At 73.2% G+C, this 26,184-nt stretch carries 28 protein-coding genes; 15 read left to right on the forward strand and 13 right to left on the reverse strand.

Annotation, left to right across the window (positions count from 1 at the left end; genetic code table 11):
* Positions 1-97 precede the first annotated feature (97 nt).
* Positions 98-2,533: an ATP-dependent helicase HrpB gene (gene hrpB / locus ACE3Q8_RS01665; RefSeq protein WP_374468278.1), complete on the forward strand. Its 2,436-nt coding sequence runs from the start codon at positions 98-100 to the stop codon at positions 2,531-2,533.
* Here the strand turns inward: hrpB and ACE3Q8_RS01670 are convergent.
* Positions 2,530-2,997: a carboxymuconolactone decarboxylase family protein gene (locus ACE3Q8_RS01670; protein ID WP_374468280.1), complete on the reverse strand. Its 468-nt coding sequence runs from the start codon at positions 2,995-2,997 to the stop codon at positions 2,530-2,532. The genes hrpB and ACE3Q8_RS01670 overlap by 4 nt on opposite strands.
* Before the next feature lie 192 nt (positions 2,998-3,189).
* Between ACE3Q8_RS01670 and ACE3Q8_RS01675 the strand changes: the two genes are divergently transcribed.
* Positions 3,190-5,172: a cadherin-like domain-containing protein gene (locus ACE3Q8_RS01675; protein WP_374468282.1), complete on the forward strand. Its 1,983-nt coding sequence runs from the start codon at positions 3,190-3,192 to the stop codon at positions 5,170-5,172.
* A gap of 51 nt (positions 5,173-5,223) precedes the next feature.
* Here ACE3Q8_RS01675 and ACE3Q8_RS01680 read toward each other — a convergent pair whose 3' ends face one another.
* From ACE3Q8_RS01680 to ACE3Q8_RS01690, 3 genes are all read right to left on the reverse strand, one after another.
* Positions 5,224-6,267: a sensor histidine kinase gene (locus tag ACE3Q8_RS01680; protein ID WP_374468284.1), complete on the reverse strand. Its 1,044-nt coding sequence runs from the start codon at positions 6,265-6,267 to the stop codon at positions 5,224-5,226.
* A 94-nt stretch (positions 6,268-6,361) separates the two neighbouring features.
* Positions 6,362-7,153 (reverse strand): TrmH family RNA methyltransferase, encoded by a 792-nt coding sequence (locus tag ACE3Q8_RS01685; protein WP_374468286.1) that lies wholly within the window; start codon positions 7,151-7,153, stop codon positions 6,362-6,364.
* On the reverse strand, positions 7,150-8,052 hold the full coding sequence (locus tag ACE3Q8_RS01690; RefSeq protein WP_374468288.1) for a class I SAM-dependent methyltransferase: 903 nt from the start codon (positions 8,050-8,052) through the stop codon (positions 7,150-7,152). Before ACE3Q8_RS01690 ends, ACE3Q8_RS01685 begins: the two co-directional genes overlap by 4 nt.
* A gap of 137 nt (positions 8,053-8,189) precedes the next feature.
* On the opposite strand from ACE3Q8_RS01690, the gene ACE3Q8_RS01695 reads away from it, so the two are divergent.
* From ACE3Q8_RS01695 to ACE3Q8_RS01710, 4 genes are read left to right on the forward strand one after another with little or no spacing between them, the layout of a single operon-like run.
* Positions 8,190-8,822: a TetR/AcrR family transcriptional regulator gene (locus ACE3Q8_RS01695; protein WP_374468290.1), complete on the forward strand. Its 633-nt coding sequence runs from the start codon at positions 8,190-8,192 to the stop codon at positions 8,820-8,822.
* Complete coding sequence (locus ACE3Q8_RS01700) at positions 8,756-9,625, forward strand: ABC transporter substrate-binding protein (protein ID WP_374468292.1); 870 nt, start codon at positions 8,756-8,758, stop codon at positions 9,623-9,625. The genes ACE3Q8_RS01695 and ACE3Q8_RS01700 overlap by 67 nt, the downstream gene beginning before the upstream one ends.
* Entirely contained in the window at positions 9,622-10,608 is a 987-nt protein-coding gene (locus ACE3Q8_RS01705) for a FecCD family ABC transporter permease (RefSeq protein WP_374468294.1), read from the forward strand. The genes ACE3Q8_RS01700 and ACE3Q8_RS01705 overlap by 4 nt, the downstream gene beginning before the upstream one ends.
* Entirely contained in the window at positions 10,605-11,375 is a 771-nt protein-coding gene (locus tag ACE3Q8_RS01710; protein WP_374468295.1) for an ABC transporter ATP-binding protein, read from the forward strand. The genes ACE3Q8_RS01705 and ACE3Q8_RS01710 overlap by 4 nt, the downstream gene beginning before the upstream one ends.
* Here the strand turns inward: ACE3Q8_RS01710 and ACE3Q8_RS01715 are convergent.
* A complete protein-coding gene (locus tag ACE3Q8_RS01715) occupies positions 11,359-13,461 on the reverse strand; it encodes a transglycosylase SLT domain-containing protein (protein ID WP_374468297.1) in 2,103 nt (700 codons plus the stop codon). The two genes, ACE3Q8_RS01710 and ACE3Q8_RS01715, sit on opposite strands and share 17 nt — an antisense overlap.
* A 121-nt stretch (positions 13,462-13,582) precedes the next feature.
* On the opposite strand from ACE3Q8_RS01715, the gene dapA reads away from it, so the two are divergent.
* From dapA to ACE3Q8_RS01730, 3 genes are read left to right on the forward strand one after another with little or no spacing between them, the layout of a single operon-like run.
* Positions 13,583-14,467, forward strand: coding sequence for a 4-hydroxy-tetrahydrodipicolinate synthase (gene dapA, locus ACE3Q8_RS01720; RefSeq protein WP_374468299.1), 885 nt, complete (start codon positions 13,583-13,585; stop codon positions 14,465-14,467).
* Complete coding sequence (gene smpB / locus ACE3Q8_RS01725) at positions 14,467-14,925, forward strand: SsrA-binding protein SmpB (protein WP_374468301.1); 459 nt, start codon at positions 14,467-14,469, stop codon at positions 14,923-14,925. The genes dapA and smpB overlap by 1 nt, the downstream gene beginning before the upstream one ends.
* Positions 14,926-14,927: 2 nt before the next feature.
* Positions 14,928-15,656 (forward strand): GNAT family N-acetyltransferase, encoded by a 729-nt coding sequence (locus ACE3Q8_RS01730; protein ID WP_374468303.1) that lies wholly within the window; start codon positions 14,928-14,930, stop codon positions 15,654-15,656.
* A gap of 4 nt (positions 15,657-15,660) precedes the next feature.
* Here ACE3Q8_RS01730 and ACE3Q8_RS01735 read toward each other — a convergent pair whose 3' ends face one another.
* A complete protein-coding gene (locus tag ACE3Q8_RS01735; RefSeq protein WP_374468305.1) occupies positions 15,661-16,341 on the reverse strand; it encodes a GNAT family N-acetyltransferase in 681 nt (226 codons plus the stop codon).
* A 147-nt stretch (positions 16,342-16,488) separates the two neighbouring features.
* On the opposite strand from ACE3Q8_RS01735, the gene ACE3Q8_RS01740 reads away from it, so the two are divergent.
* Positions 16,489-17,289, forward strand: coding sequence for an SDR family NAD(P)-dependent oxidoreductase (locus tag ACE3Q8_RS01740; protein ID WP_374468307.1), 801 nt, complete (start codon positions 16,489-16,491; stop codon positions 17,287-17,289).
* 4 nt (positions 17,290-17,293) lie between these two features.
* On the opposite strand, the gene ACE3Q8_RS01745 is transcribed toward ACE3Q8_RS01740, so the two are convergent.
* The 5 genes from ACE3Q8_RS01745 to ACE3Q8_RS01765 all read right to left on the reverse strand — a co-directional run bounded on the left by ACE3Q8_RS01745 (position 17,294) and on the right by ACE3Q8_RS01765 (position 22,036).
* Complete coding sequence (locus ACE3Q8_RS01745) at positions 17,294-18,682, reverse strand: M20/M25/M40 family metallo-hydrolase (protein ID WP_374468620.1); 1,389 nt, start codon at positions 18,680-18,682, stop codon at positions 17,294-17,296.
* Between the two features lie 66 nt (positions 18,683-18,748).
* Positions 18,749-19,924: a tetratricopeptide repeat protein gene (locus tag ACE3Q8_RS01750; protein WP_374468309.1), complete on the reverse strand. Its 1,176-nt coding sequence runs from the start codon at positions 19,922-19,924 to the stop codon at positions 18,749-18,751.
* A 46-nt stretch (positions 19,925-19,970) separates the two neighbouring features.
* Entirely contained in the window at positions 19,971-20,765 is a 795-nt protein-coding gene (locus ACE3Q8_RS01755) for a hypothetical protein (protein ID WP_374468311.1), read from the reverse strand.
* Positions 20,766-20,781: 16 nt separating this feature from the next.
* A complete protein-coding gene (locus ACE3Q8_RS01760) occupies positions 20,782-21,447 on the reverse strand; it encodes a uracil-DNA glycosylase (protein ID WP_374468313.1) in 666 nt (221 codons plus the stop codon).
* Positions 21,434-22,036, reverse strand: a complete 603-nt coding sequence (locus ACE3Q8_RS01765; protein ID WP_374468314.1) for an NYN domain-containing protein — start codon at positions 22,034-22,036, stop codon at positions 21,434-21,436. The genes ACE3Q8_RS01760 and ACE3Q8_RS01765 overlap by 14 nt, the downstream gene beginning before the upstream one ends.
* A 43-nt stretch (positions 22,037-22,079) precedes the next feature.
* Here ACE3Q8_RS01765 and folK point away from each other — a divergent pair, with 43 nt between their 5' ends.
* From folK to ACE3Q8_RS01790, 5 genes are all read left to right on the forward strand, one after another.
* Entirely contained in the window at positions 22,080-22,559 is a 480-nt protein-coding gene (gene folK / locus ACE3Q8_RS01770; RefSeq protein ID WP_374468316.1) for a 2-amino-4-hydroxy-6-hydroxymethyldihydropteridine diphosphokinase, read from the forward strand.
* Positions 22,556-23,824 (forward strand): patatin-like phospholipase family protein, encoded by a 1,269-nt coding sequence (locus ACE3Q8_RS01775; RefSeq protein WP_374468318.1) that lies wholly within the window; start codon positions 22,556-22,558, stop codon positions 23,822-23,824. Before folK ends, ACE3Q8_RS01775 begins: the two co-directional genes overlap by 4 nt.
* Positions 23,821-24,372 (forward strand): CDP-alcohol phosphatidyltransferase family protein, encoded by a 552-nt coding sequence (locus tag ACE3Q8_RS01780; protein ID WP_374468320.1) that lies wholly within the window; start codon positions 23,821-23,823, stop codon positions 24,370-24,372. Before ACE3Q8_RS01775 ends, ACE3Q8_RS01780 begins: the two co-directional genes overlap by 4 nt.
* Before the next feature lie 82 nt (positions 24,373-24,454).
* Positions 24,455-24,889: a YciI family protein gene (locus ACE3Q8_RS01785; protein ID WP_374468322.1), complete on the forward strand. Its 435-nt coding sequence runs from the start codon at positions 24,455-24,457 to the stop codon at positions 24,887-24,889.
* Positions 24,886-25,218: a hypothetical protein gene (locus tag ACE3Q8_RS01790; protein WP_374468324.1), complete on the forward strand. Its 333-nt coding sequence runs from the start codon at positions 24,886-24,888 to the stop codon at positions 25,216-25,218. The genes ACE3Q8_RS01785 and ACE3Q8_RS01790 overlap by 4 nt, the downstream gene beginning before the upstream one ends.
* Here the strand turns inward: ACE3Q8_RS01790 and ACE3Q8_RS01795 are convergent.
* Both ACE3Q8_RS01795 and ACE3Q8_RS01800 read right to left on the reverse strand, forming a co-directional pair.
* Positions 25,194-25,913, reverse strand: a complete 720-nt coding sequence (locus tag ACE3Q8_RS01795; protein ID WP_374468326.1) for a Crp/Fnr family transcriptional regulator — start codon at positions 25,911-25,913, stop codon at positions 25,194-25,196. The two genes, ACE3Q8_RS01790 and ACE3Q8_RS01795, sit on opposite strands and share 25 nt — an antisense overlap.
* Positions 25,910-26,161, reverse strand: coding sequence for a hypothetical protein (locus ACE3Q8_RS01800; protein ID WP_374468328.1), 252 nt, complete (start codon positions 26,159-26,161; stop codon positions 25,910-25,912). The genes ACE3Q8_RS01795 and ACE3Q8_RS01800 overlap by 4 nt, the downstream gene beginning before the upstream one ends.
* Between the last annotated feature and the right edge of the window lie 23 nt (positions 26,162-26,184).

The following is a 26,184-nucleotide window of genomic DNA, read 5'->3' on the forward strand; positions in this document are numbered from 1 at the left end:
CGGTTGACTGTTGGCGCGGACGTTAGTGAGACCGCTTCCTCTAGGCAACGCCCCCGCGCGTGACCTCACCCCGAACCCCGGCTATGGCGGGGAAAATATGCTCCCCGTCCACGAGATCCTGCCCGAACTGAAGTCGTCGCTGCGCGCCGCGACGGCAGCCGTGCTCGTCGCGCCCCCCGGCGCCGGCAAGACCACGGTCGTGCCGCTCGAGCTGCTGGGCGAACCCTGGGTGGGCGAGGGGAAGATCGTGGTGCTGGAGCCCCGGCGGCTTGCCGCCCGGGCCGCGGCGGCGCGCATGGCCCAGACGCTGGGCCAGCCGGTGGGCCGGACGGTGGGCTTCCGGGTCCGCATGCAGTCCAAGGTCTCGGCCGCCACCCGCATCGAGGTGGTCACCGAAGGCGTCTTCACCCGCATGCTGCTGGCCGACCCCGAGCTCGCGGGCGTGGCCTGCGTGGTGTTCGACGAGTTCCACGAGCGCAGCCTGGACGCCGACCTGGGCCTGGCGCTCGCCCGCGACGCCCAGGGGCTGCTGCGTGAAGACCTGCGCCTGCTGGTCATGTCGGCCACCCTCGACGGCGCGGCGGTGGCGAAGCTGCTCGGGGACGCGCCCGTGATCGAGAGCCAGGGGCGCGCCTTCCCGGTGGAGACCCGCTATCTCGGCCGCGACGAGCGCCTGCGCCTCGAGGACCGCGTGGTCCGCGCGGTGGAGAAGGCGCTCGCCGAGGAGACTGGCTCGCTGCTGGTCTTCCTGCCGGGGCAGGGGGAGATCCTGCGCACCGCCGAGCGCCTGGCCGAGCGGGTCCGCCGCCCCGACGTGGACATCGCACCGCTGTTCGGCGCCCTCGACCCGAAGGACCAGGACCGCGCCATCAGCCCGGCGCCGCCCGGCCGGCGCAAGGTCGTGCTGGCGACGTCCATCGCCGAGACCAGCCTGACGATCCAGGGCGTGCGGGTGGTGATCGATGGCGGCCTGGCCCGCGTGCCGCGGTTCGACCCGGCGAGCGGCCTCACCCGGCTGGCCACCGTCCGCGTCAGCCGCGCCGCCGCCGACCAGCGCCGCGGCCGCGCCGGACGCACCGAGCCCGGCGTCTGTTATCGGCTGTGGGACGAGGCCGAGACCCGCGCGCTGCCGGCCTACGCCGATCCGGAGATTCTCGACGCCGACCTTTCGGGCCTCGCCCTCGACCTCGCCCGCTGGGGCGCCAAGGACGTCTCGGGCCTGGCCTTCCTCGATCCGCCGCCGGCCGCCGCCTTCGGCGAGGCCCGGGCGCTGCTCGGCCGTCTGGAGGCCCTGACACCCGACGGCGTCCTGACCCCGCACGGCCAGGCGCTTTCCGAGACGCCGCTGCCCCCCAGGCTCGCGCACATGGTGCTGAAGGCCGCCGACACCGGCCAGGCCCCGCGCGCGGCGCGCATCGCCGCCCTGGTGACGGAGCGGGGGCTGGGCGGCCGGGACGCCGACCTCCGCCACCGCCTGGAAAGCCTCGAGCGCGACCGTTCGCCGAGGGCCCGTGACGCCCGCGCGCTGGCCGACCGCTGGGCGGGCATGGCGGGCCGGCCGGGGCGGGGAGAGCCCCTGTCGGACGGCTTGCTGCTGGCCTTCGCCTATCCCGAGCGCATCGCCCGCCAGCGGGGCCCGCAGGGCGAGTTCCAGTTGGTCAGCGGCCGCGGCGCCTTCCTGGAGCCGACCGATGCGCTCGCCCGCGAGACCTGGCTGGCGGTGGCCGAGCTCGGCGGCGGCGAGCGGCGGGACCGGATCCTGCTCGCCGCGCCGCTGGACGAGGCGGAGCTGCTGCAGGCGTTCCGGGACCAGTTGAGCACCGAAGACCGGCTGGAGGAGAGCGGCGGGGGCCGCCTGCGCGCCAAGCGTCTGACCCGCCTCGGGCGGCTCGTGGTCCACGAACAGGTGGACGACAACCCCGACCCCGCCCTGATCGCCGCGGCGCTCGCCGACCGCCTCCGCGCCGAAGGCCTGAAGGCGCTGCCGTGGGGGGCGGCGGCGGAGTCGCTGCGCGAGCGGGCCACCTTCCTCCGCGCGGCCGACCCTTCCTGGCCGGACCTTTCGGATGCGGCGCTGCTCGCCCGGCTGGACGAGTGGCTGACGCCGCTGCTCGCGGGCGTGCGCCGGCTCTCCGACCTGAAGCCGGACGTGCTCGACGGCGCCCTTCGCACCCTGGTCCCCTGGGACCAGCAGCGTCGGCTTGACGCCGAGGCGCCCGCCCGCTGGACCGCACCCACCGGCAACAGCTTCGCCATCGACTACGGGGCCGAGGGCGGGCCGAAGGTCGAGGTGCGGGTGCAGGAGGTCTATGGCCTCTCGGAGCACCCCACGGTCGGCGGCGCGCCGCTGACCCTCAGCCTCCTGTCCCCCGCCCACCGCCCGATCCAGACCACCAAGGACCTGCCCGGCTTCTGGAAGGGCTCGTGGAGGGACGTCCGCACCGACATGCGCGGGCGTTATCCGAAGCACGTCTGGCCCGAGGATCCGGCCGTCGCCGCCCCCACCACCCGGGCCAAGCCGAGGGGGACCTAGGCCGCCTCCGCCCTCGGCGCCCGGTCGCGCGGATGCTGGGTCCGGAAGCCGATGGCGATCCGGTTCCAGGCGTTGATGGTGGTGATCAGCAGGGTCAGGGTCACGATCTCCTCGTCGCTGAAGTGCGCCTTCAGCGGCTCATAGTCGGCGTCCGGCGCGCCAGTGTCGGCGATCCGCGTCAGCGACTCGGTCCAGGCCAGCGCCGCCCGTTCGCGCGGGGTGTAGAGGTGCGACTCGCGCCAGGCGCTCAGCAGGTAGAGCCGGGCCTCGGATTCGCCGGCCTGCCGTGCGTCATAGGTGTGCATGTGGAGGCAGTAGGCGCAGCCGTTGATCTGCGAGGCGCGGGTCTTCACCAGCTCGATCAGCGCGTGCTCCAGGCTGGAGGCGTGGATGTAGGCCTCCAGCGCCAGCATCGGCTCGATGGCCTTGGGCGCGACGGCGTGGGGGTTGAGGCGGGTCTGCATCGATCGCTCCTTTGTCTCGATGCCCCAAGGACGGAGCGCCGTCGGGTCCTGTGACATGCGCGGCCGCGCGTTCCGGAGCCTCACTGTAGTATTGCGTAAGTTCCGGCCCCGGACGGTTCGGATATCCCGCCCCCACAGTGAAGGCGGGGGCAGGCGATGGGCGTCTGGGGGCTCCGCTCAGGAGCGAAATCCATGTCCGGAACGGTTCAGGTCCAGGTCGGTGACGGCGCCACCCAGCCGAAGGTCATCATCACCATCACCGAGCTCTCCACGGGCACCTTCAGGTTCGAGCTCGTCCAGTCCGGCGCCGTGATCGGCGACCTGCGCGGCCTGTTCTTCGACGTCGGCCAGGAAGCCAACCTGACCGCCGCCAGTGTCTCCGGCCTCAGCGCCGTCACCCAGACCGGCCAGGCCCTCGCCATCGGCGCCAGCGCCGTGAAGGGCAACGACTCCGTCACCAAGGTGGCCGGCTCCGACACCACCATGAGCGGCGCCCTGGCCTTCAACGGCAAGGGCGCGGAGGCCACCGGCTACGACGTCGGCGTCGAGTTCGGCACGAGCGGCGTCGGCAAGGACGACGTGGGCGGGGTGTCGTTCACGCTCAACCTCGGCAAGGTGACCCTGGCCGACCTCGCCGGCCAGGACTTCGGCCTGCGCATGACCTCGGTGGGCGTGCTCGGCGGCGCCCGCGAGGCCTCGCTGAAGCTCACCGGCGCGTCCTTCGCCGTGGCTCCCGACGCGGACGAGGCGCCGCCGCCGGCGCTCGAGAACGCGTCCGCGGCCGGCGACCTGGTGCGCGACGCCTTCGCCAACACCGATGGCGGCCAGGTGAAGCAGGCGCTCGCCTGGGCCTCGCTCGACGGCGGCCAGACAAAGTTCGCGCTGGGGAGCGCCCAGGTCCTGGGCGACACAGGCGCCACCATCGTGGTCCGCACCGACGGCGGCTACGTCATCGACGCCCAGGGCTGCGACGCCCTGGCCGAAGGCGTCTCGGTGGCCTTCAAGCTGACCTACGGCGTCGCCCAGACCTACTTCGACGCCATCGGCCACCAGGTGGGGCAACTCGCCGAGACCTCCGCCATGACCTTCACCGTCGCCGGTGTGAACGACGCCCCGGTGGTGTCCGGCGCCCTGTTCGGCGCGGCGGCCGAGGACGGCGCGGCGGTCAAGGTGAATGCCCTGGCCAACGCCTCCGACGTGGACACCGGCGCGGTGCTGAAGGTGGTCGGCGTGGCCGCCCTGCCGGCCGGCGTCGCCTACGATCCCGCGAGCCAGGCCTTCACCCTCGACCCGGCCGACGCCGCGTTCCAGAGCCTGGCCGAGGGCCAGACGACGACCGTGCGCGTCGCCTACGGCGTCTCCGACGGCTACGTGACCGTCCCGACCTACGCCGAGTGGACCGTCACCGGGACCAACGACGCCCCGGTGGTGAGCGGGGCAGTGGCCGGGCAGGCGACGGAGGACGCAGCCAAGGTGTCGCTGAACGCCCTGCAGAACGCCTCGGACGTGGACGCCGGCGCGCGGCTGTGCGTCGTCGGCGTGCCCGCCGAGCTGCCGGCCGGCGTCGCCTACGACGCCGCCACCGGGCTCTTCACCCTCGACCCCGCCCATGCCGCCTTCCAGGCCCTGGGCGCCGGCGAGACCCTGACGGTCCGGGTGGACTACGGCGTCTCGGATGGGGCCCTGACCACCGGCGCTTCCGTGCAGTGGACCGTCACCGGCGTCGCCGAGCCGGTGGTCGCCCCGGCGCCGGCGCCGGCCCCGCTGCCCGCGCCGCTGCCCGCGCCCGTGGCGAGCCCCGCGCTCGTCCAGCCGGCCATCACCGGCGACCACTTCCCGACCGCGCCGAAGGACATCTCCCACGTCACCCTCTACTTCGAGACCTCGCCCAACGACGGCAAGCTCGACCTGCGCACGGTGAAGGTCGACAATGTGCCGGGCGCGGCCAACGACGACCTAGACGCGTGGCTGAACCAGGCGCTGGAGTACGTCCGGGCCCATGACGCGGGCCTGCCGGCCGGCGCCCAGCTCCTGGGCGGCGCGCTGAAGTACGCCACGACGGAGATCTACTACGGCCTGGACGGCGATACCGACGCCGACGCGGCGCCCGGCGGCGTGCTCGTCCAGAACCACAGTCTGAACGCCAGCTTCAACTACAGCGCGATCTTCGGCTGATCCCCGGGAGCGTCGGCGGCAGGGGCGGGGGCCTTCGAGGTCCCCGCCCGCTCACGCGGGCGGCAGGGGCGCGTCGACCGTGCAGCGGACGCCCTCGGGCAGGTATTCCAGGGTCACCCGGCCGTCGAGTTCGGCGGCCAGCGCCCGCTCCAGCATCCGCGTGCCGAAGCCCTGGCGGGCGGGGGGGCTCACCGGCGGTCCGCCGGCCTCCACCCAGCGCAGCCGCAGCCGCGGGGCCTCGTTCGTGCCGGTGATCTCCCAGGTGCAGCTCACCTTGCCGGCGGCATTGGAGAGCGCGCCATACTTGGCCGCATTGGTCGCCAGCTCGTGCATGGCCACCGCGAAGGTCACCGCCGTGCGAGGCGTCAGCCGCAACTCGGGGCCCGATAGCTCCAGCCGCCCGGGGTTCACCCGGAACGGGCCGAGCGCGCGCAGCAGCAGGGGATGGATCGAGGCCGCGCCCCAGTTCTCGTCCGTGAGCAGGTTGTGCGCCGCCGACAGCGCGCTCAGCCGGGCCTCGAAGGCCGCCAGTTCCGCCCCCTCGGCCCCGCTGCGGAACGACTGCCGCGCGATGCTCTGGATGATGGTCAGGGTGTTCTTCACCCGGTGGTTCAGCTCGTTCACCAGCAGGAGCCGGTGCTCCTCGGCCTTCCGCCGCTCGGTGATGTCGTGGACGATCAGCACGCTGCCCACCACCCGGTTCTCGCGGACGATGGCGGCGTTGGAGCAGGCCACCGGCACCGCCACCCCGTCGCGCCGGAAGAAGATGTCCTCGTGGTCCTTCAGGGTCTCGCCGGTGGCGAAGACCTCGCCCAGCGGGCAGTCGTGCATCGGGAATGGGGACCCGTCCGGGTGCTTGTAATGCACGAGGTCGTGCAGCTTGCGGCCGGTCAGCTCCGCCACGGTCCAGCCGAACATCCGCTCGGCCGCCGGATTGGCGAACGTCGACCGCCCCTCGGCGTCCAGGTGGAAGATGGCTTCTGCGGCGTTGTCGATGATCGTACGGGCGAGGGCGAGCTCGTGACGCAGGCGCCGGACCTCGGCCGGACTGGAATCCGACCGGTCGGCCACGGCGACGTCGCTAGGGTGCGTCAAGGAGCTTGTCCGTGGCGGAAGGTGCGGCCGGCACTCAGCCCGAAGACGGGCTCCGCCGCAAGTCCGCACTGCCTCCGCCCGGAAAAGATCCGCCTTAGTCCGTGGCGGCGTAGATCATGATCCCGGTGGCCACCGACAGGTTCAGGCTGTCGGCTCGCCCGCGCATGGGGATCTTCACGTTCACGTCGGGCAGAGCCGCCATGTCGGGCGTGAGCCCCTGCTGCTCGTTGCCCATCAGGATCAGGGCCGGCTTCCGGTAGGCCGCCCGCCGGTGGTCGGTGTCGGCGCTCAGCAGGGTGCCGACCACCGAGCCCGGCCAGCCCGCCCGCCAGGCGGCGAACTCGGCCTCGTTCGCCCGCGACAGCGGCACGGCGAAGATCGAGCCCATGGTCGCGCGCACCGCCTCCACCGAATAGGGATCGCAGCACTCGCCCACCAGGATCACCCCGCCGCAGCCGGCCGCGTCCGCCGTGCGCACGATGGTCCCGAGGTTCCCCGGATCGCGCACCCGGTGCAGCGCCACCACGCATCCGGCCGGCCCCGGCTGCACGTCGCCGAGCGGCCGGAACACCTGCGGAAAGACGCCCACCACCGCCTGCGGATTTTCGCGCCGGGAGACCTTGGCCAGGATGTCGTGGGTGACCTCGATCACCTCGCCCCGGGCGGCCTGCGTCGCCTTCACCGCCTTCTGCATCATCGGGTGCGCGGCGGCGTCCGGCCCGTGCATCAGGATCTTCGGGGCGTGGCCGGTGTCGATGCCCTCGATGACGTTCTTCAGCCCTTCCGCCACGAACAGGCCGGTCTCGTCGCGTTCCTTCCGCATGTGCAGGGCTCGCACGGCCTTCACCGTCGGGTTCTGCAGCGAGCTGATGGTGCGCGGGCTCACGAGGACCACCGCGCGTAGAAGCTCATCCCGATCTGCCGCTGGCCGCCGTCCTGCACCAGGGCCAGCTCGCCCCACTCGATCGCCCCGCCGCGGCCCTTCAGCTTGTCGGCAAGCAGGCCGGCGAGCGCCGCGCCGCTGATCCGCTCGGCATAGGCGTTCAGGATCAGGAACTGGGCGTTTTCCGAAAGAAGTTCGGCGCATAGCCCGGCAAGTTCAGGCAGGTCCTCGAACAGCCGCCAGACCTCGCCCGTGGGCCCGCGGCCGTACTTCGGCGGGTCGAGGATGATGCCGTCGTACTTCGAGCCGCGGCGCACCTCGCGCGCGACGTACTTCCGCGCGTCCTCGGTGATCCAGCGGATCGGCCGTTCGGCGAGGCCGGAGAGCTCGGCGTTCTCGCGGGCCATGGCCACGGCCTTCTTGGAGGCGTCCACGTGGGTCACGTGCGCGCCGGCCGCCGCCATCACCAGGCTCGCCACCCCGGTGTAGCCGAACAGATTCAGCACCTTCGGCTGGCCCGCCTGCCGCACGCGGGCGTCCAGCCATTCCCAGTTGGCCGCCTGCTCGGGGAAGAAGGCCAGGTGCCGGAAGGCGGTGAAGCGGCCCTTGAACTTCACTTCCCCGTAGGCGAGCGGCCAGGCGTCGGCCGGCCGTTCGCGGAAGCGCCAGCGGCCGGCGTCCTCGTCGTCGTTCGTGGGGTCGAAGACCGCGTCCGCCTCGTCCCAGGCCCGCGCCGGCAGGGTGGGGCTCCACAGGCACTGCGGCTCGGGGCGGACGACCCTGTAGGGCCCGTACCGCTCAAGCTTCCGACCGCCGCCGGAGTCCAGCAGGGCATAGTCGGCCCAGCCCCGCGTGCGCATGACACCGGGCGCCTCGGCCACGACGGGATCGCGCGCACTCATGGGCGGGCCTTACGCGGATTGCGCGGCCGCCGTCCAGTCCGCCGCTTTCGCCGAGGAAGGTCAACGCGTTCGCGGACTTGTCACACCCGCCGATTTGGGGTCCGCTACGGCCATAAGAGAGTGCTGGGGGAAACGCTTTGTCTGCTGCGACCACCTCGCGCCGCTCGGCGCGCAAGGCGAAAGGCGACGGCCACCTGCGCCGGGCCGAGATCCTCGAGGCGGCTGAAAGGATCTTCATCGCCGAGGGCTACGAAGGCGCCACCATCCGCCGGATCGCGGAGGAGGTGGGGGTCTCCTCCACCGCCCTCTACATGCACTTCCCGGACAAGGGCTGCATCCTGCTGGAGATCTGCGAGCGGACGCTGCGCCAGCTCCTGGAACGCAACACCGAGATCGCCGCCCGCCCGCTGGACGCCGTGGTCCGCGTGAAGATGATGCTCGAGGCCTACATGCGCTGGGGGCTGGAGCATCCCAACGCCTATCAGCTTGTCTACTCGGCGCCGCGTCCGCTATCGGCGGTGTCCTGGCCCGAGGACACGGTCGACCTCTCCACCCAATGCTACGAGATCTTCTCAGGCGTCGTCCGCGAGATCGCCGCCTCCGGCCGGTTGCGGACCGGCACGGCCGACTCGGCGGCCCAGGCGCTGTGGATGTCGTGCCACGGCGTGGTGGCGCTGCTCGCCTCGCGGCCGAATTTCGGCTGGTGCGAACCCGAGCCGCTGATGCAGGTGACGCTCGACGGCCTGCTGCACGGGCTGGTGGTGGACTGATCCTGGCCGGCCTCGCCCTGGCGCTGGCCGGGGCGATCTCCACCCAGGCCGCCGCGGCCCCGGCCGCTCGGGTGCTCGCCTTCGATCAGTGCGCCGACCAGTATGTGCTCGGCCTGGCCCCGCGCAGCGCCATCGTCGGGCTCTCCACCCGCGCCGATGACGCCGACTCTCGCCTGCGCCACCTTGCCACCGGCCTGCCGCGCTTCCGCGTGGACCTGGAGACCGCGCTCTCCAGGCGTCCGGAGGTGGTGGTCCGCTATTGGGGCGGCGATCCGCGCCTCGTGGCGGCCCTCGAACGGCGCGGCGTGCGCGTGGTCACCATCGACGAGGCCGGCGACTTCGATGGCGTGCGCGCCAATATTCGCAAGGTGGCCGCCGCGCTCGGCCAAACCGCCCGCGGCGAGGCGCTGGTGGCGCACATGGACGCCCGCCTGGCCCGCTCGGCGGGCGCCTGGCGGGGGGAGACCGCCCTCTACCTGACGCCCGGCGGCGTCACCGCCGGACCGGGCGCCCTGGTGCACGCCGTCCTCACCGCCGCGGGCCTGCGGAACGCCGAGACCCGCCCCGGCTTCCAGACCGCGTCGCTGGAGGCGCTGGCGCTCGATCCGCCGCGCCGCGTGGTGCTGGGCTTCTTCGACAGCCTGCAGGCGGCCGGCGACGCCTGGGGGCCCGGCCGGCACCGGGTCCTCAAGCGCGTGGCCGCCGAGCGCGCGGTGGCCAGCATCCCCAGCCGTTATCTGGGCTGCCCCGACTGGGGCGCGGCGGAGGCGGTCGAACTGCTCGCCGCGAAGGCGCCCCGATGAAGGACGCCGCGCTCAACCTCACCCTGGCGTGCGCCCTCCTGGTCCTGCTCGCCGCCGGCCTGCTGCTCGGCGAGACCCAGCTCACCGTGGCGCAGTACGCCCAGGCCTTTGCCGATCCGTCCTCGGGCGCCCACGAGGTGCTGTTCGCCATCCGCCTGCCGCGGGCGGTCTGCGCCGCGGTGGTGGGCGCGGCGCTCGGTCTCTCGGGCGCGGTGCTGCAGGGGCTGCTGCGCAATCCGCTGGCCGACCCCGGCGTGCTCGGCGTCGCCGGCGGCGCGGGCCTCGGCGCGGCGCTCGCGATCGCCTTCGGCCTTGCCGCCGTGCCGGGCGGGGTGGAGCTCGCCGCCCTGGCCGCGGCCCTGCTCGTCGGCCTGGTGCTCACCGCCGTCGCCGCCCGCTTCCGCGAGCCCGAGACCCTGATCCTGTTCGGGGTGGCGCTGTCGGCCTTCTGCGGGGCGGTCACCTCGCTGGTGTTCAACTTCGCGCCCTCGCCCGTGACCCTGGCGGAGGTGTTCTCCTGGCTGCTCGGATCGGTGCAGAACCGCGACTGGGGCGACATCGGGCGCGCGCTCGCGCCCATGGCGGTGGGGGCCGGGCTCTGCCTCTACGCCGCCCGTGGGCTTGTCATGCTGACGCTGGGCGAGGAGACCGCCGCCCTGTCCGGCCTGCCCATGCAGCGGCTCCGCACCGCCGCGGTCGCCGGCGCCTCGCTGCTCACGGGAGCGGCGGTGGCGGTGGCCGGCATCGTCGGGTTCGTGGGCCTCGCCGCGCCGCATCTCGTGCGGGCAGGGGCGGGCGCGGATCCCGGTCGCATCCTCATGCCCTCGGCGCTCGCCGGCGCCGGCCTGCTGGTGGCCGCCGACCTCGCCGCGCGCCTGATCCCGACCGATCTGGAGCTGAAGCTCGGCGTGGTCACCGCCCTGTTCGGCGCGCCGCTGTTCGCGCTCATCGCCTGGCGCGCCGCGCGGAGCTGGCGCGGATGACCCCGGCGCTGGAACTTCGCGACGCCGTCGTCCACCGCGCCGGGCGTCCGGTCCTCGACCACGTTGGCCTCGCGGCCGCGCGGGGCGAGCTGCTGGGCGTGGTCGGCGCGAACGGCGCGGGCAAGACCACGCTTCTGCGCGCCGCCCTGGGCCTGGCGGCCCTCGACGCGGGGCAGGCGCTGCTGGGCGGGCGCCCGGTGCGCGAACTCTCCGAGGCCGAGCGTGCGGCGCTCTGCGCCTACCTCCCGCAGGAGCGGCGTGTGGGCTGGAACCTGCCGGCCTGGCGCGTGGCGAGCCTCGGGGCCTTCGATCGCCCGCCGGCCGTGGCCCGGGAGATGGCCTACGCCGCCCTGGCCCGGGTCGGGCTCGCGGGGCTGGAGTCGCGCGGCGTGCTGGACATGTCCGGCGGAGAGCGGGCGAGGGCGCTGCTCGCGCGCCTGCTGGTCTCGGGCGCGCCGCTGCTGGTCGCCGACGAGCCGGCGGCCGGCCTCGATCCCGACGCCCAGTTGCTCGCCCTCGACCTCTTCCGCGAGGAGGCGACCCGCGGCGCGGCGGTGGTCATGACCCTGCACGACCTCGGCCTCGCCGCGCGCGCCTGCGACCGGCTCGTCGTGCTGCACGGCGGCCGAGTGGTCGCCGACGGCTTGCCGGCCGAGGCGCTGCGGCCCGAGGTGCTGGCCCAGGCGTTCGGGCTGGAGGGGGCGCTGCAGGCCAGCCCCCACGGTCCGGTGCTGGCGGCCGGACGGCGGCCTAGCGGGCGTCCGTGACGACGGTCGCGGCCGGCGGCGGATAGCCGTAGCCGCCGCGGCGCAGGTCGTTGGACAGGGTGATCGGCACGGCGCCGCCGTGGATCTTCGCGCGGTACACCTGCATCCCCTCCATCACCCGCATGACGTAGTTCCGGGTCTCCGAGAACGGGATGCACTCGATGAAGTCGAGCGGGTCGCTGCTCCCGCCCCGCGGGTCGCCGCAGAAGGCGGTCCACTGGGTCGGGCGGCCCGGTCCGGCGTTGTAGCCGGCGGTCGCCATCACGTAGGAGCCGGAGAACTGGCCGACGAGTTGGCCGAGGAAGCTCGAGCCCAGGCGCATGTTGTATTCCGGCTCGTCCAGCATGCTGGGCGAGTAGGAGACGCCGATCCGGCGGGCGACGATCTGCGCCGTCGCGGGCATGAGCTGCATCATGCCGCGCGCGCCGACGCCCGAGCGCACCAGCGGGTCGAAGCCGCTCTCCTGCCGGGTGATCCCCAGCACCAGCGCCGGCTCCGGCGCGTTCGCCACCGACGGCGGCGAGCGGTACGGATAGCCGCGCTCGGCCAGGATCATGCCGCGCTGCGCCGCGCCGCGGACCACCTTCATCGAGGTGTCCTGGTCGCCGTAGCCGCGCACCAGGTCCACCAGCAGCGCCTGGTCCTCGAGCGAGGGCAAGGTGTCGTCCAGCGACAGGGCGAACACCCGGAACAGGTCGCGGTAACCCTGGTCGTAGAACAGCCGCATGGCCTGGACGGTGTCGCGGCCCTCGAAGCGGGCGCGGTGGGCGCTGGTCAGCGCCGGGTCCTTCGGCAGCACGAGCTGCTGGCCGAGCTTCTCGCCGGCGAGTTGGCCGTAGAAGGTCGTGTAGTACTGCGCCCCCTGGGCGTAGAACTCCTGCGCCGCGGCGTGGTCGCCCTTGGCCTCGGCCGCGCGGCCCTGCCAGTAGAAGGCCCGGCCGCGGGTGATCGGCGAGGAGCCGATCCGCTCGATGGCGGCGAAGTGCTTCAGCGCCCGGTCGGGATCCTTCAGCTTCGAGAGCGCGATCCAGCCGGCGTAGAACTCCGCGTCGGTGGCGTCGCTGCCCTTGTTGAGCCCGCTGTTGGCCACCGCGGCGTAGGCGCCCTGCGCGTCGCCGTTGCGCAGCGCCGCCAGCACCAGGCGCCGGCGCTCGTCCCAGATCTTGTCGGCCTGTTCGTCGGTGACCACCTCGCGCGGGAAGTAGGCGAGCTGGGCCGCGGCCAGGGTGTCCATGCCGCCGCGCCGCAGGAACGAGGCGCGCTCCACCGCCACGCCGGGGCTCTGGGCCACCGACGGGGGCAGGGCGTTGACCAGGGTGGTGGCGTTGGCCGCGCCCGAGCGCAGGGCGATGCGCGCGAACGCCGCCTGCTGCTGATCGGCCGGCAGCAGGGCCACGATGTCCCGCGTCGCCGGCCCCTGCGGGCCGTAGAGCAGGATGTCGGCGCGGCGCACGTGGTCGTCCACGGTCAGCACGTCGCCGAACCGGGCCAGCATCGAGCGCTGGGCGTCCGCCTCGAAGCTCCGGTCGCGCCACCAGCGCTTGATCAGCGCCGAAGCCTCGCCGGTCTTGCCCTGGACGCGCCAGGCCGAGGCCAGCGCGATGGCGCCCTCCGCGGTCTGCGGCTCGCGGCCGCCGAACCACTCGACGATCTGGTGCGGGCTCTTGCCCGAGGTCTCCAGCAGCCGCTCGGCCGCCTGCTGCCGGCGCGCCTCGCGCGGCCAGCCGTCCAGCTCGCGGCGGGCCCGGTCGGCCTCGTGGAAGCTCACGGCCTGGCTGTTGGCGTCCACCAGCACCCAGGTGGCGGCCTTCCGGGCCAGCGAATCGTCGATCGCCGCGATCGCGGCGCGCGCGCCGCTCACGTCGGCCCGGCGGGCCGAATCGACGGCGCGGCGGAAGTTGGCCGCGTCGGCCTCCGACAGCGGCCGACGCACGGTCTGGTGCTGGGTGACGGGCGCGGGCGCCTCGGCCGGCAGGTTGGCCAGCAGGTCCCCCACGGGATCGGTCGCCGACTGGGCGCGGGCCAGGGTCCCGGCCAGCAGGACCACGCTCGACAGGAGAAACGCTTTACGGACCTTGGCGTGCAACTCTCGCCCCCAAACTGGTACCGCCGACATGGTGATTGCGAGCGCCGCCCGCATCCCGATATTGTCCGGCAAATTCTGAACGTCGCTTAACAAGCGCTCCATTCACGGCATTTTGCACACCATGACCGACCCTTTGTTCAGGGGCGTCCTTCCGGCGCTTGTGACCCCGTTCCGCGACGGCCGCGTGGACGAAGACGCCTTCGTGGCGCTCGTCGAGCGGCAGATCGCTGGGGGAGTCCACGGCCTTGTACCCGTAGGCACGACCGGTGAAACCGCGACACTCAGCCACGAGGAGCACCGCCGCGTGGTGGAGCTCTGCGTCCAGACCGCCAGAGGCCGCGTGCCCGTGGTCGCCGGCGCCGGCTCCAACTCCACCGACGAGGCCATCGAGCTCGTCCGCCACGCCAAAGCCATCGGCGCCGACGCGGCCCTGGTGGTCACGCCCTACTACAACCGCCCGAGCCAGGAGGGCCTCTACGCCCACTATGCGGCGATCAACGAGGCCGTGCAGCTCCCGATCCTGGTCTACAACGTGCCCGGCCGGACCAGCGTCGACATCTCCAACGACGTCCTGGCCAGGCTTTCGAAGCTGCCGAACATCGTCGGGATCAAGGACGCCACCGGCGACCTCACCCGCGCCAGCCTGCAGCGGATCGAGTGCGGCGAGGACTGGGTGATGCTGTCCGGCGACGACGGCTCGGGGCTCGGCTACATGGCCCACGGCGGCCACGGCTGCATCTCGGTGACCGCCAACGTCGCCCCGGAGCAGACCGCCGCCATGTACGACGCCGCCCTGGCCGGCGACTGGGCCGGCGCCTTGCAGCACCAGGACCGGCTCGTGCGCCTGCACAAGGCGCTGTTCTCCGACGCCTCGCCGTCGCCCACCAAATACGCGCTCGCCCACCTCGGCCTCTGCGCCGAGGACGTCCGCCTGCCGATCGTGCCGGCGTCGGAGGCCTCCCGCCGCGAGGTGCTCGAAGCCATGCGGGCGGCCGGGGTCGTCTGATGGCCCAGAAGCTGATCGCCGAGAACCGGCGCGCCCGATTCGACTACTTCCTCGAGGACACCTTCGAGGCCGGCATTGCGCTCGTCGGCTCCGAGGTGAAGAGCCTGCGCAATGGCAAGGCCAACATCGCCGAGAGCTACGCCGCCGTGGAAGGCGACGAGGTGGTGCTGATCAACGCCGACATCCCGAAGTACGCCCAGGCCGGCCCGCACTTCAACCACGAGCCCCGGCGGCCCCGGAAGCTGCTGCTGCACCGGCGCGAGCTGGACAAGCTGATCGGCGCGGTGAACCGGGAAGGGCGCACGATCATCCCCACCCGGCTCTACTGGAACGACAAGGGCCTGGCGAAGCTCGAACTGGCCCTGGCCAAGGGCAAGAAGGTGCACGACAAGCGCGAGACCGTCGCCGAGCGCGACTGGCAGCGCGACAAGGCCCGCCTGCTCCGGGACAAGGGCTGAGCTTGGAGGCCGGGCTCGTCGAGAGCCTCGAGCGCGCCACCGTCGCGGCGGTGGCCCCGCCCGAGGTGATGGAGATGCCCGGCTGGCTGCTGGCCTTCGACGACGGGACCATCGGCCGGGCCAGGTCCGCGGTCCCGCTCCGCCACGACGTCTCGGCCGCCCCCGTTCCGGCGATCCTCGAGGCCTACGCCGCCCGCGGCCTGCCGCCCGTCTTCCGCATCCCCGACACGGACGCTCTCGCGCCGCTGCGCGCCGTCCTGGCCGCCGAGGGCCTCGCCCCGGGCAAGCCGACCCTGGTCAAGATCGGCGACGTGGCGCGGCTCGCCGCCTTCTCCGGCGCCGCCGCGGAGATCCTCGACTCCCCCGACGCGGGCTGGGGCGAGGTGTTCCTGGGACCTGGCTTCGATCCCGTGGACGGCGCCCATCGCGTCAGGGTGCTGAGCCGTTCGCCCGGCGCCGCCTACGGCGTGGTCCGCGTGGGCGACCGGGCGGCGGCCGTGGGCGTGGCGAGCTTCGGCCACGGCTGGATGGGGATCCACGGGATGCGCACCGCCGTGGAGCACCGGGGCCAGGGCCACGCCGGCCACATACTCGCCGCGTTCGGTCGCCTCGCCCTGGCCCGGGGCGTCGCCCGAGTCTTCCTTCAGGTGGAAGAGCCCAACCCGGCGCGCAGCCTCTACCGCAAGGCCGGCTTCCAGCGCGCCTGGACCTATCACTACTGGTCGCGCTGAGCGCTCAGGCCGGGACCAGCGCCGTCACCGTCACCTGCGTCCGGATGCGGAATCCGAGCGTCTCGTAGAGCGCGATCGCGCCGGTGTTGGTCGCGTAGGCGTGCAGGAAGGGCGTCTCGCCGCGCTCGAGAATCCTGCCCGCCACGTGCCGCATCAGGCCGGCGGCGTAGCCCTTGCCGCGATGGTCCGGGTGGGTGCAGACCCCGCTCACCTCGGTGTAGCCCACGGGCTTCAGGCGCTCGCCGGCCATGGCGATCAGCTCGCCGTCGCGCTTCACGCCGACGAAATCGCCGAGCTGGTGGGTGCGCGCCAGGAACGGCCCGGGCTTGGTGAGCGTCGCCAGCGCCAGCATGGCCGGCGCGTCCGCCTCGGTCAGGGGCTCGAACGCGAAGGCCGGGGGCGGGGCGGGCGTCAGCGACTCGGCCACCATCTGCACCCCGGCCGCCTCGCTGAGCGTCTGCACGCCTGGAACCGGGGCGGCGCCCACCTCCATCCGCCAGGATTCGCCATGGGCCCTCACGAGCTCGGCCAGCGCCGCCAGGCTCCCGGGGCTATCGTCCTCGGCGGCGATGAACACGCCCACGTCGGCGGCGATGCGGCGGGCGCGGCCCGTGCCGAGGGCGAAGCCGGACTGCCGGCCGGAGAGCGCCGTCCAGATCGGCCGGTCGAGCGGGTGTCGGGTCATGTCCTTCAGATACCGGGCTCGCGCACAAGGTCCAGCCGCCCCGCGGCTTTCACGTCCGATCCCCGCTTGAAAGCGCCGCCGTGGGACGCCATCTGCGCTGATGGTATGATGCGTGTCATATAAACCCCTTCGCAGCAGGAGCTCTCCATGTCCGCCAAGCCCGCCGTCCTGATCACCGGCGCTTCCACCGGCATCGGCGCCGCCTACGCCGACCGCTTCGCCCGCCGGGGCCACGACCTCGTGCTCGTCGCCCGCAGCCAGGACCAGTTGGATGCGCTCGCCGCCCGCCTCCGCGCCGAGGCCGGCGTGGCCGTGGACGTGCTCGCCGCCGACCTGGCCGACCCGTCCGGCCTCGCCCGCGTCGAGCAGCGGCTTCGCGACGACGCCGGTATCGACGTGCTGGTGAACAACGCCGGCGCGAGCCTGGCGGGCGGCTTCCTCGACCAGTCGGCGGACGACGTCGGCCGGCTGATCGCGCTCAACGTCACGGCGCTGGCCCGCCTCGCCAACGCCGCCGCTGGCCGCTTCGCCCGCGCCGGGCAGGGCGCCATCGTCAACATCGGCTCGGTGGTCGGCCTCACGCCCGAGTTCGCCATGGCGGTCTACGGCGGGACCAAGGCCTTCGTCCTGCACTTCAGCCAGGCGCTGGCCGCCGAGGTCGGGCCCAAGGGGGTCTACGTCCAGGCCGTGCTGCCCGCCGCCACGCGCACCGACATCTGGAAGAAGTCCGGCAAGGACCCGGACGCCATTCCGGGTCTGATGGAGGTGGATGACCTGGTGGACGCCGCTCTGGCGGGCTTCGACGCCCGCGAGGGCGTGAGCATCCCGCCGCTGCATGACGAGGGCCAGTGGAAGGCCTTCGAGGCCGCCCGCCGCGCGATGATCCCCGGCTTCAGCCAGGCGCAGCCCGCGCCGCGCTACCGCGCCGCGGGCCTGGCCCCAGCCTGAGGGCCTATTTCGCCAGGTCCTTCAGCAGGCTTTCCCAGTGGGCGAGCGCGCCGTCGATGGAGCCCACGGGCGCGCGCTCGTTCAGCCCGTGCGCGAAGTCGTCCGACGACTTCATGAACAGGCCGGCGACGCCGTAGCTCGGCACGCCCTGGGCCCGAAAGTGCATGGAGTCCGTCGCGCCCGCCGACATAGACGGCACGATGGTCACGCCGGGATAGCGGGCGTTCACCGCCTTCTTCACCGCCGCCATCACGTCCGCGCGCAGCGGGGAGGCGGGGCTGTCGATGGCCCCGTCGCCCTGCACCCGCTCGATCTTCACCGCGGGATCGGCGATCACCCCGGCCAGCTCCTGGCGCACCCGCTCGGACGGCGTGCCCGGGAAGATCCGGCAGTTGACGTTGGCGGTGGCCCGCTGGGGCAGGGCGTTGGGCGCGTGGCCGCCGCTCACCTGGGTCGCCACGCAGGTGGTGCGAAGCTGGCCCACGTACTCCGGGTCGGCCGCCAGCACGGCGATGGCGGCCTTGTCGTCCGGATTGGCCACGTAGCGCTTCATGGCCTCGCCCACCGGGCCTTCGGTGCGCGGCGCGCTCGCCCGGAAGTAGGCGTCCGTCAGCTCCGAGCGCATGACCGGGAACTGATAGGCCCCGATCCTCTGAAGCGCCGCGGCCAGGGTGTTGATCGCGTTCGTCTTTCCCGGCCGGCTGGAGTGGCCGCCGGGATCCGTCACGGTGAGGGTGAAGTCGGCGTAGGTCTTCTCCCCGGCCTGCAGGCCGTAGACCACCGGCCGGCCCGCCTCGTCGAGCATCCCGCCGCCGCCGTCGGCGTTCAGCGCCATCTCCGCGCCCTTCAGCTCGGCGGCGAGCTTCTGGGTGGTGGCCATGGCGGTCTCCTCGTCGCCGGACAGCGCCAGGATCACGTCGCGGCCGGGGACCCAGCCCTCCCGCTTCAGCTTGGCCAGCGTCGCCACCGCCATGGAGACGTCGAACTTGTTGTCCACCGAGCCGCGGCCGAAGACGTAGCCGTTTTCCACCACCGGAACGAACGGGTCCCGGGTCCAGTCCTCGCGCTTGGCCTCCACCACGTCCATGTGGCCGAGGATGACGATCGGCTTCTTCGCCCGGTCGCGGCCGGGGTAGCGGGCGGTGAGAAAGGCCGTGCCGTCCGACGGCGTCACCTTGATGTCCGCCGGGTCGAAGCCCGCCTTGACCAGCACGCCCTTCAGGTATTCGGCGTAGGCTACCGTCTGGTCGGGGTGGCCGGTGACCGTCCGGAAGGCGATCCCCTTGGTGAGGATCTCCAGCGCCTCGGCGTGCAGCTTCGGATCCGGCTTGGCCGCCGCGGCGGCGGGCCCGGCGAGGGCGAGGATCGCGGCCGCCACGGCCGCCGGCTTCATGAGACGCAACGCTTCGACTCCCCGACTGAAAGGCCAGCGACGCTAAGCCGGGAAGGCTCGGCCGCGCTAGCCCCCCGCCGCGTTCCCCCGCGCCGCCAGTGTGGCTTGCAGCGTCTGCGCCATCCGGTCGAACAGGCCCGCCCAGTCGCCGGGCGCCGGCTGGCGGAAGATCCTGAGGCTCGGGTACCAGGGGCTGTCCACCCGATCCTCCAGCCAGCGCCAGTCGGCGGGGGTTGTGGTGGCGAGCCAGGTCGGCCGTCCAAGCCCGCCGGCCACATGGACCACGCTGGTGTCGGCGCTGATGAACAGGTCGCAGGCCATCATCGCCGCAGCGGTGTCCACGAAGGCGTCGGGCCCCGGATCGAAGTCGTCGCCCAGGTCCTGCACCAGGCCGGGCGGTAAGGCGGCGAGCTGCTCCAGCCCGTTCACCTTCTGCAGGCTGATCAGCCGCACGCCCGGCACTGCGGCCAGCCGCTCGGCGGCCAAGGCGAGCGGGAAGGAGCGCTGCGCCGCATTGGCGCTGCCCTGCCAGGCGATGCCCACCTTTACGCCCTCGGTTCCGAGCCGCTCGCGCCAGCGCGCCACCCGCTCGGGCTGCGCCTGCAGGTAGCGTCCCGCCCGCGGCACGGTCTCCAGCGTCGTCCCGAACATCGCGGGCAGCGTCATGAGGGCCACGTTGTAGTCGTAGTCCGGCGCCGGCCCTTCGCTGTCCACGAGCGTCAGCGTCGGGCTCATGGTGGACAGCAGGGCGTGCATCGTCCGGGGCGCGCCCAGGATCACCCGCGCTCCGAGGCGCTCGGCCATCACCGCGTAGCGGCCGAACTGGATCAGGTCGCCCTGGAACAGCTCCGGGTAGACGAACAGGGTCTTTCCGGCGATCTCCTCGCCCCGCCACGGCCGCTCCAGGCCGTAGCGCGCGTCGTCCACGAAGCCGGGGCAGCCCTTGCGCCACTCGTATTCGCGGAAGCCGTCGCCCAGGTCGCCCACCTGCAGCAGGCAGGTTGCGCGGTTGTGCCGGGCGATGGCGAAGTCGGGGGCGATCGCCAGCACCGCGTCGTAGGCGGCGATGGCCTCTCGCGGGCGGCCCGCCTGCTTCAGCGCGTTGCCGACGTTGAAGCCGGCCGCCAGGTTCCGTGGGCTGAGCCCGAAGGCTGCGCGATACGCCTGGGCGGCGGCGTCGAAGCGCCCGGCGGCGTAGTGCGCGTCGCCGTCGCGCAGCAGGGTCTCGGCCTCGTCGTTCATCGGCGCTCCGTGCCATGCGCGGGCGGCCGGGTAAACGCGCGGCGGTTCAATAGCTGTCGGGGAAGGCCTCCGAGATCAGGGCGGCGAACACGGCCCCCATCAGCTTCGCGCCCTCGTCCCCGTGCGCGGCGGTCAGCCTCGCCATCTCGGCGCGCGAGCCCGCGAGGTCCCGGTCCACGAACATCAGCCGCCGGAAGGCGTGCAGGGTGGCCTGCCTGAGGTCCGCGTCCGCGCCCTGGATCTGCGAGCGGTCGGCGTCCTCGCTGGGGGCGGTCAGGAAGGGGAAGGCGAACCTCGCCTGGATCGTCCCCGACTGGGCGAGCTTCCCCAGGGCGATGTCGTAGGGCACGGCGGCCAGCTCCGGCGCCGCCAGGGCGGCGGCGATCTTCGCGGCCGCGCCGCCGCGGACCAGGTAGGCGCTGGCCCCGATGAAGCCGGTCCGCGCCAGGCTTTGCATCAGGAAGTCGCCCTTCCGGGTCAGCGCCGGCCACTGCCGCGCGAGGTCCGCCAGCAGCCGTACGTCGGTGGGCATTAGCTCGGTGAACAGCAGGTCGCAGTCGGGCGCCGCGGCCAGCATCCCCGTGGCCACCGCGAACACCTTGGGCGAGAAGCGCGTGTCGTCCTCGACGATCAGCACGTCCTCGGGTCCCGCCATGGCCAGCGCATCCAGGTGGCTAAGGCGGCAGGCCCGCTCGGCCGGCGTCAGGCCGCCGGCCTCGGCGGCCGGCTCGGCGCCCTCCCGCGCCGCCACCCGGACCAGCTCCCAGCCGGGCGGGGCCGTGGCGGCGAAGCTGGCCTCGACATTTCGCCGGCGCTCCGCGGCCCCGTCGCGGTTGATCATCAGGCAGCGCATGGCCTCAGTCGCCGATGAGCTGGCGGGCGCGGGCGAACACCGCCTCGAACATCTCGGGCGTCAGCCGGCCCGTGTTCGTGTTGAGCCGCGAGCAGTGGTAGCTGTTCAGCACGGTGTAGGGTCCGGCCTGGAACTCCGTGCCGTGGCCGGCGATCCCGGCCGAGGCCTTGAGCCCCAGCGCGCGCAGCACGTTGCGCCGCGAGACGTCGCCCAGCGTCACGATCACCTTCAGCCGGGGCAGGGCGGAGAGCCTGGCCTGCAGGAACGGCCGGCAGTTGGCCTCCTCGATCGTCTCCGGCTTGTTGCCCGGCGGGGCGCAGCGCACCGCGTTGGTGATCATGCAGTCCACCAGCCGCAGGTCGTCGGCCCCGTCCTTGTCGTAGCGGCCCGTGGCGAAGCCGGCCTTCAGCAGGGTCCCGTAGAGCAGCATGCCGGCGTGGTCGCCGGTGAACGGCCGGCCCGTCCGGTTCGCACCGGTGCGCCCGGGCGCCAGGCCCGCCACCAGCAGGCGTGCGTTCTCGTCGCCGAACGAGGGGACGGCGCCGTTGAACCAGTCCGGGTTTCCCGCCGCATTGGCCGCCCGGTAGGCCACCAGCCTCGGGCAGAGCGGGCAGTCGGGCGGGGCCTCGGGGCCGGCGGCGAGCGCCGCCTGCGCCTCAAGCTTCGGCATCGGTCGCGGGATCTAGGTCGCGCTCGGCGGCGCGGCTTTCCTGGATGAAGCGCGGCAGCCGGCTCGGCCGGCCGATGATGTCCGCCAGGTCCGCCAGGTCCACGAAGGTGTCGGCCTGCCGGCGCAGGTCGTCGGAGGCCATCGGCGGCTGGGACTTCACGGTGGAGACCACCGTCACCCGGCAGCCGCGGCGCTGCACCGCCTCCACCAGCACCCGGAAGTCGCCGTCGCCGGAGAACAGCACCAGGTGGTCGGCGTGACTGGCCATCTCCATCATGTCGACGGCGATCTCCACGTCCATGTCGCCGCGCCAGCGCTTGCGCCCCTGGCTGTCGGTGTATTCCCGCGCCGACTTGGTCACCAGGCGGTAGCCGTTGTAGTCGAGCCAGTCGACCAGCGGCCGGATGGGGGAATACTCCTCCTGCTCCACCAGGGCGGTGTAGTAGTAGGCCCGCACGAGGACCCCGCGCTTGCGGAACTCCTCGAGCAGCTTGCGGTAGTCGATGTCGAAGCCGAGGCCCTTGGCGGCCGAATAGAGGTTGGCCCCGTCGATGAAGAGCGCCAGCCGGTCCGTGGGGTAGAAGGTCATAGAAGCGGATTTCCTGAAGATCAGGCCGGACGAGGCCGTCGTCGTGGCCCTCGGCGGCAACCTGGCGGGCGACTTCGCCTCGTGCGAGGCGCTGCTCGAAGCGGCTCTGGCGCGGTTCCCCCGGGCGGGCTTGGGTGTCGTGGCGAGGTCGAGCTGGTGGCGCTCCGCCGCCTGGCCCGACCCCTCTGCGCCTGAGTATCGCAACGGAATCGCGCTTGTCGAGGCGGACCAGGGGCCGGCTGCGGTGCTCCAGGCCCTGCTGGCGATCGAAACCGACCTCGGCCGTACCCGATCTGCGAAAAACGCGCCCCGCACCCTCGATCTCGACCTGATCGCCTACGGGCGGCAGGTGATCGACACGCCAGGCCTCGTCCTGCCGCACCCCCGGGCGCACGAGCGCCGCTTCGTCATGGGCCCCCTGGCCGAGCTGCTGCCGGGCTGGCGCCATCCGGTGCTCGGCCGGACCGCCGTCGAACTGGCGGCGGAGGCTCCCGTCGGCCGCGATGCGGAGCCCGTTCGATGATCGACTGCAACCTCGTCCTGAAGGGCGGTGTGACCTCGGGCCTGGTCTGGGCGGGCGCCTTCCCGCCGCTCGCCGCCCGCTACCGCTTCCGAGCCGTCGCCGGTTCCAGCGCCGGGGCCATCGCCGCCGCCTTCTGCGCCGCCGCAGAGTACGCCCGGGTCCGTGGCGACCCGGCCGGCTTCGAGCGGCTTCAGGCGCGCTGCGCCGAGCTGCCGACGCGGCTGCCGGACCTCTTCCAGGCCTCGCCGCCCTTCGAGCGGCTGATGCGGGCGCTGGTCCGCCTCGCGCCGGGCACGGGCCGCGCGCGCATCGTCGAGGCCGTGCTCGCCTTCTGGCCGACCCTGCTCGCCGGCGCCCTGCTGGGCCTGCTGCTGGGCGCGCCCGAGCTGCTGGGCGCGGTGTTCGGGGCCGCCGCCGGCGCCGTCTTCGCGCTCGCCGGCCACCTGGCGTGGCTGCTGGTCCGCGAGGCGCCGCGCCACAACTTCGGCCTCTGCAGCGGCCTGTCCCGCACCGGCCGCCCGGCGCTCACCGATTGGCTGCACGACAGCCTGCAGGCCATCTCCCGCCTCGACCGGCCGCTGACCTTCGGCGACCTCGCGGGTGCGGGGATCGACCTGCGGCTCGTGACCACCAACCTCTCCACCTCACGGCCCGAGGTCTCGCCCGAGCTGGGCGCGGGCCTCGACTTCCGGCCGGCCGAGTGGGCCCGCCTGTTCCCCGCCGAGGTGATGACGGCGCTGCCGGTCGACGATCTGGCGCCGATTCCCGTGGGCGACGCGCTGCCGGTGCTGGTCGCCGTGCGCATGAGCCTCGCCTGTCCCGCGCTCATGGAGGCGGTCCCGGCGGTGGCCCCCGGCGGCGCGCGGGTCTGGTTCTCCGACGGCGGGCTCACCACCAACTTCCCGTTCGAGCTTTTCGAGGCCGACGCGCGCCTCACCCTGGGGCTCGACCTCGACACCCTGCACCCGGCCGACGCCCACCTGCCGCGGGTGCGCGAGCTGGACCCCGCCGAGGTCGACCGCCCGCCGGACCTCACCACGCTGCGTCCCTTCGTCTGGTCGCTGCTGGTGGCGCTGCGGGAGGGCCGGCTGCGGGCGGCGGCCCGGGCGCCCGGCCGCCGGGCGCGCATCTATCAGGCCCGGTTGACGGCGGACGAGGGCGGCATGAACCTCGCGATGACCGAGGGGGAGGCGCGGAAGCTCATGGACTACGGGGCCACGCTGGGGGCGCACATCGTGGCGGCCGAGGCGGCGCGGGCGCAATGATCGCCAACGCCGTCACCTCGCTCCGGATCGTCCTCCTGGCGCCGCTCTACGGCCTGCTGGCGCTGGGGGAGGGGGACCAGGCCCGCTGGTGGGCGCTCGCCGTGTTCCTGGCCGCCGGCTTCACCGACGTGGTGGACGGCTTCCTGGCTCGCCGGCTGAACCAGGTCTCCGCCTTCGGGGCCATGCTCGACCTCATCGCCGACCGCCTGCTGACGGTGGTGACCCTGCTCGGCCTCCTGGTCGCCGGAACGCTGAGCGGCTGGGGCGCGCTGGCAGCCCTGGCGCTCATCGTGCGCGACCTGGTCGTCGCCAGCTTCAACGAGGCGTTGCCGGGCCGCCTCGAGATCCGCGTCTCGCCGCTCGAGCGGGTGAAGATCACCTGCCACTTCGTGGCCGCCGGCCTGCTGCTCGCCCCGCCGTTCTTCGACCTGGCCGGCGTCGGGCAGCACGCGCTCGGAGCGGGCCTGCTGGCGGTCGCCGCCGCGCTCGCCATGGTCACCCTGGCCGACTATGCGGGCCGGGCGCGGCGCGCCTTCCGCGCGGCCTGATCCGGAAAATGTCGGGCGCCGCCGGCCTGCGCCGTCCTTCGCGCAGGGACGCCATCCCGGCGGCCCCCCTGGAGACCCGCCCATGCGCTTCATGATCATCCGCAAGGCCGACGCCGACACCGAGGCCGGCAAGGCCCCCGACCGCGAGCTCGCCGCCACCATGATCGCCTACCACGAGGAGATGGCGAAGCACCTGAAGATCCTCGACGGCAACGGTCTGAAGCCCACCTCCACCGGCGCGCGCGTCCATTTCCAGGGCGGCAAGCCGCTGGTGATCGACGGCCCCTTCGCCGAGACCAAGGAGCTGATCGCCGGCTACACCCTCGTGGAGGCCGACAGCCTGGAGCAGGTGCTGGAGTGGGCCAAGCGCTGGCCGGCGGAGTGCGACGGCGGCGACGGCCTGATCCTCGAGGTCCGGCCGGTCTACGAGATCGAGGACTTCGGCGACGCCTTCGACGCCGACCTCAAGGCCCAGTCCGAGCGCATCGGCCTCGGCGGGGCGAAGCAGCCCGCGTGACCCTGCTGACCGCCCCGCTCTGGCTCCAGCTCGCCCTGGTCGGCGAGGCGCTGGCGCTGGCCTGGCTCACGGCCCGGTTCGGCCGGGGCGGTCTCCTCGTCGGCCTGGCGGCGAGCCTCGCCTTCTGGTTCGTTCTGGCGTTCGGCGCGGCCTTCCTGGTGGGACGCCTGGAAGGCGGCCGCGCCGCCGGCCTCGACAGCGCGCTGCAGGGCGCGCTCGCCGGCGCCGGTCGCCTGGCGCTCGTCGCGTGGCCGCTGCTGGTGGCCGGCGCGGCGGCCGGCGCGGCCGTCCGCCTCCGTGCGCCTCAGCGCGCCCCGCGCTCAAGGTAGAGGTAGGCGGGGTCGAACCCCGCCAGCTCGCGCAGCCTGGCCATGTCGTGGATCGTCACCCGCCGGGCGCGGAACTCCAGCAGCCCATCTTCGCGGAGCTGCATCAGGGTGCGGTTCACGTGCACCGAGGTGAGGCCCAGGCACTCGGCCAGTTCCACCTGGGTGAGGCTGAGCTCGTAGCTGTCGCCGTCCGTCAGCCCGACCAGGCCTATCCGCACGTGCAGCTCGCAGAACAGGTGCGCCATGCGCTCCAGCGCGGTGCGGCGGCCGAGCGACAGCTCCCACTCCCGGTGGATCGCCGCGTCGAGGTTGGTGGCGAACCAATAGACCCGGGTGAGGTGCGGCAGGGTCTCGGTGATCTCCCGCAGCGTGGTGTGCGGCACGAGCGCGATCGTACACTCCGACAGCGCGATCACGTCGTGATCCAGGTGCTTCAGGGTGAAGCTGTGCAGGTCGGTGTAGTCGCCCGGCGTGTGCAGCTCGGTGATCTGCCGGCGGCCGTCCTCCAGGTCCTTCGCCCGCGCGGCGAAGCCGTCGAGCAGGATGGTGCAGACGTCCAGCGGCTGGAACGCGCGCGCGATCGGCTGGTCGGCCGGGACGCGCCGGATGGTGGCGACGGAGGCGCGGATGGCCGCTTCCTCCTCGTCGCTGATCTCGTCCCGCGCCCGAAGCTTCATTAGGTGCCGCTCGATCATGCGCGGAGGTCCGGCAGCTTCAGCTCGATGGCCTCGGCGAACGGCACAGCGGTCCGCAGGTCCGCCTCGTCGGCGATCTCGATGCGGCCGCAGAGGTCGAGGACGCCGGTCTTCACGTCGTCGCTGAGGATCGAGCGGATGTCGTCGATGGCCGCCTGCCTCGCGGTCGCGAGGTCGGGCAGTTCGCGGCCGTCCTCGTCCGGGGACGCGCCGATCCGGTTGACGAGGTGGAAGTAGAACCTGGGCATCGGCGGCGGAACTCCGGTCGGCG

Source organism: Phenylobacterium sp., from assembly GCF_041913825.1.
Classification (GTDB): domain Bacteria; phylum Pseudomonadota; class Alphaproteobacteria; order Caulobacterales; family Caulobacteraceae; genus Phenylobacterium.